This window comes from Flavobacterium ammonificans (assembly GCF_020885975.1).
In the GTDB taxonomy this organism is placed as follows: Bacteria; Bacteroidota; Bacteroidia; order Flavobacteriales; family Flavobacteriaceae; genus Flavobacterium; species Flavobacterium ammonificans.
Window position 1 is genome coordinate 310,678 of sequence record NZ_AP025183.1, and the last position, 13,771, is coordinate 324,448.

13 protein-coding genes are annotated in these 13,771 nt (G+C 34.7%); 6 read left to right on the forward strand and 7 right to left on the reverse strand.

Annotated features, from left to right (window positions below; genetic code table 11):
* Positions 1 to 16 precede the first annotated feature (16 nt).
* Positions 17 to 997: a LuxE/PaaK family acyltransferase gene (locus LPC23_RS01405; protein ID WP_229330476.1), complete on the forward strand. Its 981-nt coding sequence runs from the start codon at positions 17 to 19 to the stop codon at positions 995 to 997.
* Here the strand turns inward: LPC23_RS01405 and LPC23_RS01410 are convergent.
* Together LPC23_RS01410 and LPC23_RS01415 are read right to left on the reverse strand one after the other, a co-directional pair.
* A complete protein-coding gene (locus LPC23_RS01410; RefSeq protein WP_229330478.1) occupies positions 983 to 1,936 on the reverse strand; it encodes a DUF3078 domain-containing protein in 954 nt (317 codons plus the stop codon). The two genes, LPC23_RS01405 and LPC23_RS01410, sit on opposite strands and share 15 nt — an antisense overlap.
* A 19-nt stretch (positions 1,937 to 1,955) precedes the next feature.
* On the reverse strand, positions 1,956 to 3,728 hold the full coding sequence (locus LPC23_RS01415; protein ID WP_229330480.1) for a 1-deoxy-D-xylulose-5-phosphate synthase: 1,773 nt from the start codon (positions 3,726 to 3,728) through the stop codon (positions 1,956 to 1,958).
* A 37-nt stretch (positions 3,729 to 3,765) separates the two neighbouring features.
* On the opposite strand from LPC23_RS01415, the gene LPC23_RS01420 reads away from it, so the two are divergent.
* Positions 3,766 to 4,209, forward strand: coding sequence for a nucleoside deaminase (locus tag LPC23_RS01420; RefSeq protein WP_229330482.1), 444 nt, complete (start codon positions 3,766 to 3,768; stop codon positions 4,207 to 4,209).
* A gap of 178 nt (positions 4,210 to 4,387) precedes the next feature.
* Here the strand turns inward: LPC23_RS01420 and LPC23_RS01425 are convergent, their stop codons facing one another.
* Together LPC23_RS01425 and LPC23_RS01430 are read right to left on the reverse strand one after the other, a co-directional pair.
* Complete coding sequence (locus LPC23_RS01425) at positions 4,388 to 5,932, reverse strand: Rne/Rng family ribonuclease (RefSeq protein WP_229325816.1); 1,545 nt, start codon at positions 5,930 to 5,932, stop codon at positions 4,388 to 4,390.
* Positions 5,933 to 6,313: 381 nt separating this feature from the next.
* On the reverse strand, positions 6,314 to 6,604 hold the full coding sequence (locus tag LPC23_RS01430) for an HU family DNA-binding protein (RefSeq protein WP_039112429.1): 291 nt from the start codon (positions 6,602 to 6,604) through the stop codon (positions 6,314 to 6,316).
* Between the two features lie 134 nt (positions 6,605 to 6,738).
* Here LPC23_RS01430 and mutY point away from each other — a divergent pair, with 134 nt between their 5' ends.
* The 3 genes from mutY to gldD are packed head-to-tail and all read left to right on the forward strand — an operon-like array spanning position 6,739 to position 8,800.
* Positions 6,739 to 7,770: an A/G-specific adenine glycosylase gene (gene mutY / locus LPC23_RS01435; RefSeq protein WP_229330484.1), complete on the forward strand. Its 1,032-nt coding sequence runs from the start codon at positions 6,739 to 6,741 to the stop codon at positions 7,768 to 7,770.
* 31 nt (positions 7,771 to 7,801) lie between these two features.
* Positions 7,802 to 8,215, forward strand: coding sequence for a single-stranded DNA-binding protein (locus tag LPC23_RS01440; RefSeq protein WP_229330486.1), 414 nt, complete (start codon positions 7,802 to 7,804; stop codon positions 8,213 to 8,215).
* 24 nt (positions 8,216 to 8,239) lie between these two features.
* On the forward strand, positions 8,240 to 8,800 hold the full coding sequence (gene gldD / locus LPC23_RS01445; RefSeq protein WP_229330489.1) for a gliding motility lipoprotein GldD: 561 nt from the start codon (positions 8,240 to 8,242) through the stop codon (positions 8,798 to 8,800).
* A gap of 48 nt (positions 8,801 to 8,848) precedes the next feature.
* Here the strand turns inward: gldD and LPC23_RS01450 are convergent, their stop codons facing one another.
* A complete protein-coding gene (locus tag LPC23_RS01450) occupies positions 8,849 to 9,226 on the reverse strand; it encodes a heavy-metal-associated domain-containing protein (RefSeq protein ID WP_229330491.1) in 378 nt (125 codons plus the stop codon).
* A gap of 95 nt (positions 9,227 to 9,321) precedes the next feature.
* Here LPC23_RS01450 and LPC23_RS01455 point away from each other — a divergent pair, with 95 nt between their 5' ends.
* Positions 9,322 to 10,188 carry a DMT family transporter gene (locus tag LPC23_RS01455; protein ID WP_229330493.1) on the forward strand — a complete coding sequence of 289 codons (867 nt, stop codon included), beginning with the start codon at positions 9,322 to 9,324 and terminating at the stop codon, positions 10,186 to 10,188.
* A gap of 47 nt (positions 10,189 to 10,235) precedes the next feature.
* Here the strand turns inward: LPC23_RS01455 and LPC23_RS01460 are convergent, their stop codons facing one another.
* Together LPC23_RS01460 and LPC23_RS01465 are read right to left on the reverse strand one after the other, a co-directional pair.
* Positions 10,236 to 12,284: a M16 family metallopeptidase gene (locus LPC23_RS01460; protein WP_229330495.1), complete on the reverse strand. Its 2,049-nt coding sequence runs from the start codon at positions 12,282 to 12,284 to the stop codon at positions 10,236 to 10,238.
* Positions 12,285 to 12,292: 8 nt separating this feature from the next.
* A complete protein-coding gene (locus tag LPC23_RS01465; protein ID WP_229330497.1) occupies positions 12,293 to 13,618 on the reverse strand; it encodes a M16 family metallopeptidase in 1,326 nt (441 codons plus the stop codon).
* Positions 13,619 to 13,771: the final 153 nt, after the last annotated feature.

The window sequence follows — 13,771 nt, forward strand, 5'->3', positions numbered from 1 at the left end:
TGTGAAAAAATAATTCTTGATTTCATCTCACGATATATTTACCATTAGTAATCAAAAGCAGTTTGACAAAATCGCTTTGAAAATTTTTCGTTTTCAATACGAGAATAATCTAGTGTACCGTGAATTTTGTGATTTTTTAAAAACGGATGTCCAAAAAGTAAAATCAATTGAGCAAATTCCGTTTTTACCCATTCAGTTTTTCAAAAGTCATTCAGTGATTTCTTCTACTAATCCTATAGAAACTACTTTTACTAGTAGTGGCACAACAGGAATGATCACGAGCAAACATTTAGTTACTGACCTAGGGATTTATGAAGAGAGCTACCGCAAAGGATTTTCTCAATTCTATGGCAACATTGAAGATTATGTAGTAGTAGCATTGCTTCCGTCTTATTTAGAAAGAGAAGGCTCTTCCTTAATTCATATGGTTGATGATTTAATTCAACTTTCCAATCAAGATGAAAGCGGTTTTTACCTTCACAATTATGACGAACTCATTGCTAAATTAATTCAACTAGATCATGCTGGACAAAATGTAATTTTAATTGGAGTTACGTATGCCCTATTAGATTTGGTTGAAAAACATTCATTCCAATTAGAAAACACAATCATTATGGAAACCGGAGGAATGAAAGGAAAACGCAAAGAAATGATTCGCGAAGAATTGCACCTAGAACTCTGCAATGGATTTGGTGTTAAATCAATACATTCCGAATATGGAATGACCGAACTATTGTCACAAGCTTATTCATTGGGTGAAGGAATTTTCGAATGTCCGTCATGGATGCAAATTCTGGTTCGAGACACTGAAGATGCATTATCTTATGTTCGAGAGGGTAAAACTGGAGGTATTAACGTAATTGATTTAGCCAATATCAATTCCTGTTCATTTATTGCTACTCAAGATTTAGGGAAAAAATACCCTAATGGTAGTTTTGAAATTTTAGGCCGATTTGATCATTCTGATATTAGAGGGTGTAATTTAATGGTGGTTTAAAAATGTATAAACCAGTCCAACTCCTAACATTTGTCTTATCTGGAGTTTTGGACCCAATGTTACTTGTTTGCCATCAATTTGTTTTTTAGCTTTAATATCATCATCATAAATGAATTGCGCACCAATATTTACTTTTACATGTTGATTTACGGTTAAATCCAATCGAAAGTCATAATCAATATCAATATTCCCAAATTTGTTGATATAATCAGAAAAGAGGACTAATTTATTTACCCAAACGACATTTTTAGCAATTTCTTTTTTATAATAACTTGAAAACAAAAAACCCAACTCAGTCCTAGTTTGTTTTCCATTTGTAATAATTAAACCATTCGAATCAACAACTGCCTCAGTCACACCAAATGCACCTTGATTGGCTAAAGTTTGATCCAATACAAAGGTAGTTTTAAAAGTAAAAGGAGAGATATAAAATATTCTATGTTTCGATTTACTAGCATTTTCTGTTCCCACACCTAAAAATATATAAGCCGGCGCAAACAATCTAGAAATTGCTTTCTCAGTATTAGGATAAGCATATCCATTACTAAACTGTGTGTTAAAATTAAATTTAGCTGAATGATACCAGTTTGTAATTGAGTCTTTTCTATAACCAAAAGTGGAACTCAATTGAATTAAATCATCCGTTTTTCGTAAATCAACCCCATCTTGCTTGTTGAGACCATAGCGAACAATTAATTCATTTACCCATTTCTGATTTCCTTTGGTGTACACTCTAGAAAAATCTCCTTTTATTAAACCTGAGATAGCACTATTACCTCCAGCACTCCAGTTTACAAAGGCAATCTGCGAAATATCAAATCCAACTTTGTTTTTGTTTCTCCAATGAGATAAAGAGTCCTTAGGTTGTAATTGAATAGTATCTTGACTAAAGACTGACAATGAAAAAATAAAAAACAAACAACTTAATTTAAGCTTCATATGTAATACAAAAAATGAATTATAGGTATTGACTAAAAACCTTTTCTAAACTCAAAACGTCAATTTTGCAATATTGTTGTAATTCCAAAACAGTTCCTTGTTCGATAAAAACATCTGGAACTCCAAGAATTTGAATTTTACTGTGATAATTATTGGCTGCCGCGAATTCCAGAATTGCACTTCCAAAACCTCCTGAAATAACCCCGTCTTCAATGCTAATTATCGTTTCAAATTTAGAAAAAATAGTATGTAAAAGCTTTTCATCCAAAGGTTTTACAAACGGAAAATCAAAATGTGCAAAAGCAGATGGATTTTGCAAATTTTCCAAAGCTTGTATCACATTATTGCCAATTGTTCCATTAGATACAACCGCAACTTTTGTTCCTTCTTTTAAACAGTTGGCTTTGCCAATGGTAATTTTTTGATATGGACTTTTCCAATTTGTATTTTGTCCGCGACCTCTAGGGTAACGAATCGCAATAGGATGTTCCAATCCCAATTGAGCCGTATATAAAATATTTTGTAAAGCAGTTTCATTTATTGGCGAAAACACCATCATATTAGGTATGCAACGAAGGTAAGCCAAGTCAAAAATACCATGATGTGTAGCGCCATCCTCTCCTACCAATCCCGCACGATCCAAACAGAAAATAACCGGTAAATTTTGCAAAGCTACGTCGTGAATCAGTTGATCATAGGCTCTTTGTAAAAAAGTGGAATAAATATTACAAAAAACGACCATTCCTTGTGTTGCCATTCCAGCAGCTAAAGTAACCGCGTGCTGTTCTGCAATTCCAACATCAAAAGCTCGGTTGGGTAAGGCATCCATCATCAACTTAAGCGAACTTCCAGTAGGCATTGCTGGAGTAATTCCGATGATTTTTTCGTTTTTTTGTGCCAAATCCAAAATCGTTTCACCAAAAACATCTTGGTATTTTGGCGGCAAATTAGCTTCCGATTTAGGAATTATTTCTCCTGTATTAGCGTCAAATTTTCCTGGCGCATGGTATTGCACTTGATTTTCTTCGGCTTGCTGCAGTCCTTTACCTTTGGTAGTAATTACGTGCAAAAACTTTGGCCCTTTTACTTTTTTAAGTCGCTCTAATTCTTCAATTACAGCCTGGATGTTGTGTCCGTCAATTGGTCCTGAATAATCAAAATTCAAGGACTTAATCATGTTATTTTGCTTAGGATTTTTGCCTTCTTTAACGGCTGTCAAATAGTTTTTCAATGCTCCAACGCTTGGATCTATCCCAATAGCGTTATCATTTAGAATCACTAATAAATTAGCATCGGTAACTCCAGCGTGATTCAGTCCTTCAAAAGCCATTCCTGAGGCTATCGAAGCGTCCCCAATAACCGCAATATGCTGTTGTTCTATATTCCCTTTCAAATTTGCGGCAATAGCCATTCCTAAAGCTGCCGAAATGGAAGTTGATGAATGACCTACGCCAAAAGCATCGTATTCACTTTCGTCTCGTTTTGGAAAACCTGAAATACCGTGAAGTTGTCTGTTAGTGTGAAATTGATCTCTTCGACCAGTAAGTATTTTATGTCCGTAAGCTTGATGGCCTACGTCCCAAATCAAAGAATCGTTAGGCGTATCAAAAACATAATGCAAAGCAATCGTCAATTCTACTACTCCCAAACTAGCACCCAAATGCCCTTCTTTTACCGAAACCACATCGATAATGAAATCGCGCAACTCTTGAGCAAGTTGTGGCAATTGATTGACATCGAGTTGACGTAAATCGGCGGGACTGTTAATGCTTGAAAGTAAATTGTTTGACATGGTGCAAATGTACAAATTGAATTCATATTTTTGCTAAATGGAAAACCCTTTCAACGACACTTATTTTATGAAGAAAGCCTTACAAGAAGCCGAAATGGCTTTTGAAAAAGGCGAAATTCCCGTAGGTGCGCTAATTGTAATCAACAACACCATCATTGCTCGCACTCATAATCTAACTGAATTACTGCATGATGTAACAGCTCACGCCGAAATGCAAGCTATCACTTCAGCCGCTAATTTCTTGGGTGGGAAATATTTAAAAGATTGTACTTTGTATGTTACTTTGGAGCCTTGCCAAATGTGCGCTGGGGCGTTGTATTGGAGCCAAATATCGAAAATAGTGTATGGCGCTAGCGACGAGCAACGTGGATTTGTTTCAATGGGAACGCAATTGCATCCCAAAACCGAAGTAATTTCTGGTATTTTAGCTGAAGAAGCTGCCGAACTGATGAAACGCTTTTTTGCGGAACGCAGGAAGTGATTTTTACTAATTAATCCTAGCCCAGATAGAAGCGGCATCCTTTTTAGGTGACTGAGGTTCTCGAAGGCACCAAAAAAGATAGAGCGGATAGCTGGAAATAGCTCCTAAAACAAGATTGATTCGTTCTTCGCAATATGACATAAAAAAACCGCCTATCTTTCGAAAGGCGGTTTCTTTTTTATTCTGAAATACCATTCCCTTTTTTGTCAAAGAAATGATATTCTAAATACGTGTAAGCATCACGTGGTATAATTTTCACCCATTTTTTATGTTCAAAGAACCACTTTGAACGTATCGATGGAAAACCTTTGGTAAGGTAAGCAGCCACAAATGGATGTACATTAAGCACCACATTTGAATGACTTTTTAATACTCTTTCTAGATCTAAAGTAATCTTGTCAATGATTAGAATTGGCGCTTCAATTTCGCCACTTTCATTATTTGGATCTTCTTCTCTAGTTTTAATATTCATTTCTGGTCTTACTCGTTGACGTGTAATTTGGACTAATCCAAATTTACTCGGCGGTAAGATTTTGTGTTTGGCTTTATCATCGCTCATTTCTTCTCGTAAGAAGTCGAACAATACTTTGCGATTTTCAGGATTCGCCATATCGATAAAATCAACTACGATGATTCCGCCCATATCGCGAAGACGCAATTGTCTTGCTATTTCGGCGGCAGCAATCATATTCACTTCCATGGCGGTGTCTTCTTGGTTAGAAGCCTTATTGGAACGATTTCCGCTATTCACGTCAATAACGTGTAAAGCTTCAGTGTGTTCAATAATAAGATACGCTCCTTTACTCATAGAAACCGTTTTTCCAAACGAAGTCTTGATTTGTCTCTCTATATTGTATTTCTCAAAAATGGGAGTATCATTGGATTGATAAAACTTCACAATTGATTCTTTGGATGGTGCAATTTCTTGCACATAATCCTTGGTTTGTTGGTACAACTCTTCATCATCAATTTGAATACCACTAAAGGTATCGTTAAATACGTCTCGTAAGATAGATGAAGCTCTGTTGAGTTCTCCTAATACTTTTGACGGATGATGAGCGGTTGGTAATTTTTTACACATTGCATTCCATCTGCTGAGCAGGTTCTGCAAATCTTTTTCTAATTCGGCTGTATTTTTGCCTTCGGCTACTGTACGAACAATAACACCAAATCCTTTTGGTTTAACTGATTGCACAAGTCTTTTTAAACGGTCTTTTTCTTTCTTGTCTTCTATTTTTTGAGAAATAGAAACACGATCAGAAAAAGGAACTAACACAATAAAACGTCCGGCAAGAGATAGCTCAGCGCTAATTCTCGGTCCTTTGGTTGATATTGGTTCTTTTACGACTTGCACTAAAATCGATTGGTTGGCACTCAAAACATCCATAATGGTGCCATCTTTATCAATTTCATTGTCAAACTGAAAGGTTTTTAGGGAGAAATCCTTTAATTTACCTGTGCTTACAAGTTTTATGAATTTCAGTTGGGAAGCTAAATTTGGACCTAAGTCGTGATAATGTAAAAAGGCATCTTTTTCGAAGCCAACATTTACAAAAGCAGCGTTCAATCCAGCAACTGGTTTTCTGATTTTGGCAATAAAAATATCGCCAACTTGAAAGTTGCTTTTTTCTTCTTCCTTGTGTAATTCAATTAGTTTTCCATCTTTTAATAAGGCAAAATCTACGGCTTCAGAACTTGATCGAATGATTAATTCTTTATTCACGCTGTACATTTTTATCCGAACTTTTGGTTGTTGATATTAAATTTTTGGCTGTTGGTAAATCCTTCAGCTAACAACTATCAACCATCAACTATTTAGTAAGGATGGATTAAACAATATTTTTAACAGGTATTGAACCCGGGGAAAACTAGCTGGCAGTGCACAGTTCTAAGAAGTCAGTATACTGAATACTAAAGACTGAAGACTGTTTACTAATTTTCGATTTCAATGAACTTTTAAAAAGAAAAAAGTAGTTTAAAACTACTTTTTCTTCTTATGACGGTTAGCTCTCGCTCTTTTTTTACGTTTGTGCGTCGCTACCTTATGTCTCTTTCTTTTTTTACCGCTTGGCATATCTTGTAGATTTTATGATTAATTACTATTTTATTTTGCTTCGTTATTGATTTTTACGCCTTCTACAAAAACTTTTGCCGGTTTAAAAGCAGGAATATTGTGTGCAGGAATTTTAATTGTTGTATTCTTAGAAATGTTTCTACCTGTTTTTTCAGCTCTTGTTTTTACAATAAAACTTCCAAAACCTCTTAAATATACGTTATCTCCAGTCTCTAATGAAGTTTTAACTTCATTCATAAATGTTTCTACAGTTGCTTGAACATCTCCTTTTTCTAGACCTAATTTCTCTGAAATTTTCGCTACGATATCTGCTTTCGTCATTTTCTTCCTTATTTATAAATGTTGTACTATTTTTTTTGAGTTTGCAAATATATGAATTAAAAAAACAATTATTCAAGCTAATTGATTAAATTTTAATCACATAAACTTTTACTTTTGCAAAGAAATAGTTAACAATGGATTTTTCTAAGTTATTGATAGATTGGTATTTACAAAATAAACGCGATTTACCATGGCGAAATACCACCAATCCATACCCGATTTGGCTTTCAGAAATCATGTTACAACAGACGAGAGTAGCACAAGGAATGCCCTACTTTTTTTCATTTACAAATGCCTTTCCTACCGTTTTTGATTTAGCCAATGCTCACGAAGAACAAGTTTTAAAATTATGGCAAGGATTAGGCTATTATTCACGTGCCAGAAATTTACACCAAACCGCACAATATATTGCTAATGAACTTGGAGGTATTTTTCCAAACAATTATAAAGACTTACTTCAATTAAAAGGAATTGGGGAGTACACCGCTGCAGCCATCGCATCATTTGCTTATAACGAAGTCGTTCCTGTAGTTGACGGAAACGTATTTCGGGTGCTGTCACGTTATTTTGATATTGAGACCGATATTGCTTCGGCTTCCGCTAAAAAGGAGTTCAGCGCAATAGCTCTCGAATTGATTCCGAAAGATAACCCAGCCTTATTCAATCAAGCTATAATGGAGTTTGGCGCTTTGCAATGTGTTCCAAAAAGTCCAAACTGCGAAGCTTGTATTTTTAACGAAAGTTGCGCTGCTTTGCAAAAAAAGAAAGTAGACCAACTTCCTGTAAAATTGAAAAAACTAAAAGTCAGAAACCGATACTTTAATTACCTCATCTTTTCTGACGAAGTTGAAAACACCATTATCCAAAAAAGAACAGATAAAGGTATTTGGCACAATTTATATGAATTCCCTTTAATCGAAACCGAAAAGGAAGAAGATTTCAACACTATATCTAAGCAAATTAAATCCGACTTTCAACATTGGAATATCATAAGTATAGGAGAAGAAAATCCAAAAAGCATTATTCATAAACTTTCGCACCAACATTTACACATTAAATTTTGGAATGTGAAAATTACCGGAACTATTCCAAATGGTATTAATGCAACCGATTTAAAAACGTTTCCTTTCCCTATAGTGCTTCACAATTTTATCGAAGCAAAATAAAAAATCCTATCTTTGATTCAAATACTATATTATGAATGGGACAGTAAATAAAGTGATTCTTATCGGCTATCTTGGAGACGAGGTGAAATTGCATTATTTCGAAGGAGGTAATTGTATTGGCCGATTTCAATTGGCAACACACGAGGTATACATTAATAAAACGACTAACGAAAAAATCACTTCTACAGAATGGCATACTATAGTGGTGCGTAATAAAGCCGCTGAATTATGCGAAAAATACCTTTCTAAAGGAGATAAAATTTATATAGAAGGACGCATCAAATCACGTCAATGGCAAGCCGAAGACGGAACTACAAAACACACTTCTGAAATTCAAGTAGTAGAATTTACTTTTCTGAATACAAAGAAAGATTCCGAGAACAATAAAACAACTCCTTCAGAACCTCAAAATACGAATTTACCAATTAACGATTTACCTTTTTAATTGTTAAACACGCTCCACTTTGTTATGTCAAAAAAAATAAATTCTTTTATACTTATTCTTGTAGCCTTGACTATCTCAAGCTGTAAAAAAGAAGTATTACCAAAACCTTCGAGTCATTTACGCTTAGATTACCCTGAAGCCAGCTATGCTCAATTTGAGAGCAATTGCCCGTTTACTTTCGAAATGAATAACGATGCCATCATCAAAGGCAATACAGATTGCGGATTTACAATTACTTATCCAAAGATGAAAGCCACCATTTATCTTACCCATAAAAGCGTCAATGGAAATATCAATAATTTACTGCGTGATGCGCAAAAATTAACCTTTGAACACGTAATCAAAGCGGATGATATTGTAGAACAACCCTATTTGAATTCCCAACAAAGAGTATTTGGAATGTTTTACCAAGTTAATGGAAATGCGGCAACCAATTCACAGTTTTATGTCACCGACAGCACTAAAAACTTTGTTACTGGGTCTGTATACTTTTATGCTAAACCTAATTTCGATTCCATTATGCCAGCTGCTAGTTATATCAAAAATGATATGCAACGACTTATGGAAACTTTGAAATGGAAATAACAAAAAAAGCATCCTTCCGGATGCTTTTAATTTATTACTGTAATTCGTTTATGATTTTGGCAAAACTACTTTATACGTTTTCCCATCAGCAGTCGCTTCAACCACTTTAGTCAAATTGTCTTGATTTTGGATTGTTTTATCAAAAATCACTGTTGCTTTTTTTGAATCAAAATCCACTGTTGCTTTTTGTACGCCTTCCATAGCGCCTAATTCTTCTTCAATCGTTTTGGCACAACCCATAGCGCAAGTCATACCTTCGATTTCAAAACTAGCAGTATGAACATTTTCAGCAGCAATTACTACTTCTTTTTTAGGTGCTCCCGCTTCTTTTTCAGCAGTCACTTCTTTTGTAGTGGCTTCTTTTTTGCATGATACTGTTAACAAACTAACGAATGCAAATGTCAATATTGTTTTTGTAAGTTTCATATACTGTAAATTTATTTTTTTGATAATTACAAAATTAATCAAAAAAAGGCGGTCAATTTCAAAAATTAGTAGAATTTTGAGCCAAAATTTAATTTATGGAATCCAAACAACTTAAATGGGTACTTCTTTCTATTCTTTCTTTAATTTGGGGGAGTTCGTTTATTCTAATTAAGAAAGGCCTAATCGGTTTAACACCAATACAATTAGGTTCGTTACGAATCATTTTTGCCGGACTTTTTTTGATACTAGTTGGATTCAAAAGCCTATCTAAAATAAGCTTTCAACAATGGAAGTTTATTGCACTCACAGCGCTTTTTGGAACATTTATTCCTGCTTACCTTTTTGCAATAGCACAAACCGAAATCGATAGTTCCGTAAGCTCAATATTAAATTCGCTTACCCCTTTAAACACTTTAGTCATAGGAAGCCTTGCCTTTGGATTGCAATTTAGACGCAATCAAATTATTGGTGTAATCATAGGTTTAATTGGAAGTGCCTTACTGATCTTGAATGGCGCAATGAACCATCCTGAGCAAAACTACTATTATGCCCTTTTAGTTATTATTGCCTCAGTATGTTATGCCACAAATGTGAATTTAGTTAAAAAACATTTGTCTGGAATGGCACCATTGAGTATCACAACTGGTAATTTTTTGGTTATGCTATTGCCTGCTACTTTGATCTTATACTTTACCGACTTCTTAGATGTTGTAAGTATGCCTCAAGTTCAACATTCAATGCTATTTATTGTAATCTTAGGCGTAATTGGAACTGGAATTGCCAATATTATCTTCTTTAAATTGATTCAATTGTCTTCTCCTGTTTTTGCTACTTCGGTTACCTACTTAATTCCAATTGTTGCTTTCTTCTGGGGATTGTTAGACAACGAAATGCTAACCCCTATCCAATTTATTGGCGCATTTATTATACTAATAGGAGTCTATCTATCTGCTAAAAAATAAAAAAGGCGGTCTTTTCAGACCGCCTTTAAAAGTTTTATTAGTAGTTATTATTTAAAATCAGCATCAGAGACACCTTCGTTAATCTTCACATCAGTCATTTTTATATTTAATTCAAAACCTACATTTTGAACTAAGTTAAATGGCACTTTAACCCCTTTTACTTCACGATAATCTAAATAAGAATTGGTTTTATTCATCGTTTGTCCTCCTTGTTCCATTGTGATTAAATCCCCAATTTTCAATCCAGATTTAACATCATAATACAAAGTGGTATTTCCGTTTTTCAAAGCATAAACTTCTGTTCCGTTGACCATCTCAATTCCAGTCAAAGTTACTTCTGGTTTTTTCAATAGATTCAATTCTTCAATTGGAGTAGCAGCTGCTTTCATCTCTTCTAAATCTTTCCCTGTCAAGTCCATTCTTTGGCCTTGTTGAATTACAAAACCTCCTTTTTCATTAACTACTTGTTTCATAATACTCATTCCACCCATAGCCAACTCAACCACTAATTTACCTTTTACGTCAATCTTAGAATTGAAACTCAAAGGTGCAGGAGCTTGTGGTATAGATGTAGATCCAGTCATTGCAATTGTTTTAACTGCAAGTGCCGCTTTTTCTCCACCAATAGCTTTGATGTAATTGTCCAAAACTGTTTTAGCAGTCATTCCTTTAGGAACTTCTTTTTTGAAAACGGGTTTTTCAACAGGATGGCCATATTTATCAAAAAACAAAATTGGAATTTTTAATTTTTCTAGTGCCGGAACTACATCAGCTCCTTTTCCTACAATTAGAATACGACTATTGTCAGCCATAAAATACTTATTGGCCACACGCATAACATCGTCAGCAGTTACCGCATTGATGTTTTTAATATAGTTCTCGTAAAAATCAGCTGGTAAATTTTGTGTTTGAATACGTAAAGCGTAACCCGCAATAGTTTGAGGTTTTTCAATTTGCATTACAAAACGTCCTATATAACCCGCTTTAACGCTTGCTAACATTTCATCAGTAACTTTTTCAGTTCTAATCTTTTTGTATTCTTTAAAGATTTCAACTACCGTACTGTCTGTAACTGCATTTCGAACTTGAGTAGACGCTTCAAATTTTGTAATACGTTTTTCGCCACGAATACTAGATCTTGCACCATAAGTCCATCCGTGTGCTTCTCTTAAATTCATATTCAAATAACTATTGAAGTCTCCTCCTAAGATTTGGTTAGCCACCAAAGCTGGAAAATAATCTGGATCGGTCATCTTTAAATTAACCAAGTTTACTACAGCTACTTCTGACTGAACCGCATTTGGCATGTCCACGAAATTAATTTGTGAAAAAGCAACGTCTTTTGGCTCCGGATAAGTCTGAACTGGAGCCGAAGCTTTTTTCCATGAACCAAATAACTTTTCTACTGCTTTTTTAGTTTCTGCAAATTTAACATCACCTACAATGATTAAGTAGGCATTTTCTGGAACAAAATACGAGTTATAGTTGGCTTGAACATCTGCTAAAGTAACATTATTGATGGTGGCTTCGCTAACATATTCTCCGTTTGGATGCTCTTTTCCGAAAGTTAAAAAATCATTAACTCGAGCTGCAACATCCGGCACACTTTTCTCTCCTGCTTTTAATCCTTCAATGATTTTGGCTTTTTCTTTGTCAAATTCTTCTTGGGTAAAGTTTGGGTTTAAAGCTCCGTCTGCCATTAATTCTAAAACACGAGCTGCATATTTAGACAAAGCGTTTGCAGAAGCTCCGTTGGAACTAAAGTTAACACTTGCTCCCATAAAATCGATTTCTTCATTGAAAGCGGTTTTAGAGATTTTTTTGGTGCCGTTTCCAATTATACTACTCGTCAAATCAGACACTCCTTTTTTAGCACCTTCTGCATAGGGTGCGTTATCTAAAGTAAGTGTAAATGAAACTCTAGGTAATTTATGATTTTCAACCACCATTACTTTCAACCCATTTTTTAATTGGAACGACTCTGGCTTCCCTATTTTAATAGTTGGGGCGGGTCCTGATTTGGGTTGAGGAATGATTTGTCCTTGCATTATCGCTGATATAAATAAGCTTGATAAAATTATAATTGATTTTTTCATGATGTATCTTAGTTTTGGGATTTATCTTTCACTGGAACATAATCCAACACCATTCTTTGGTTTGGATTTAAATACTTCTTTGCTACATCCCTAATTTCTTCACGAGTAATAGAATGATACATATCAATTTCAGTATTAATTAAATTCACATCTCCATACAACATATAATAGGTTGCCAAATTACTAGCAATTCCCTCAATAGTTGAATTACTATTCACGTATTGATTGTCAAATTGATTTTGTAATTTTTGTAAATCTTTCTCAGAAATTAACTCCGTTTGAAGTTTTACTATTTCTTCGTCTATTTCAGCCAACAGATTAGCCGCAGTAAATGGCGATTGAGGTAAACCATATAATATGTATGTTCCATAATCTTCTTGACTATAATTGAAAGCCCCTATTTGTAGGGCCATTTTTTTGTCATCTACAATCTTTTTGTACATTCTAGAACTTTTTCCGTCACTCAAAATAGACGAAATCATATCCAATACTCTAGCTTCACGAGTTTTCATAGATGGTGTTCTGTATGCAGTTACCACCATTGGCAATTGAATGTTTGGATCCTCAAAATTAGCTTTGATCGTTTCGGTAATTGGTGCCTCTTCAAAAGTGGCACGTTTAATTGGTGTTCCTTTTGGAATTACCCCAAAATATTTTTGAATCCATTCTTTCGCTTGTTCTGGTTTGAAATCTCCAGCAACAACTAAAACCGCATTGTTTGGAATGTAGAATTTTTTATTAAACGCTTGGAATTCCTCTAGCTTAGCTGCGTCTAAATGTTCCATAGAACCAATAGTAGTCCATCGGTACGGATGGTTTTTAAACATATTCTTTTTCACTTGCGGAATCAATTGACCATACGGACTATTGTCATAACGCAATCTTTTCTCTTCCTTAACCACCTCATTTTGAGTATCAACTCCTATTTGATTGATTACTGGATGCAACAAACGCTCTGCTTCCATCCATAAACCTAACTCTAAATTATTTGAAGGGAAAACCTCGTAATAATAGGTTCTGTCTTCAGTAGTATTAGCATTATTTACACCACCATTACTGGTAACAATTTTAAACCACTCGCCACGTTTAATGTTTTCAGTTCCTTCAAACAACAAATGTTCAAAAAAGTGTGCAAAACCAGTGCGATCTGGTTGTTCGTCTTTAGCACCTACGTGGTACATTACCGAAGTAACCACCGTCGGAGCCGAAGGATCGTTGTGCAAAATTACGTGCAATCCATTGTCTAAGTTGTACTCTTCAAAAGCAACTTTCTGAGCAGAAGCAACTCCTCCAAGCATCAATGCAGCACTCAACATCATGATAGATTTTTTCATAAAGATTAATAATTTTAAGTTAGATTTAGGTTTTAATACTCCTAAGGAATTCTAATTAGATACTCCCAAGAAACTATTGTTACATCAAAAATAGTTTTTTTTATTTAGTATTTCTAAAACTCAACCATTTTGATAAATAATTAACATCCGTTT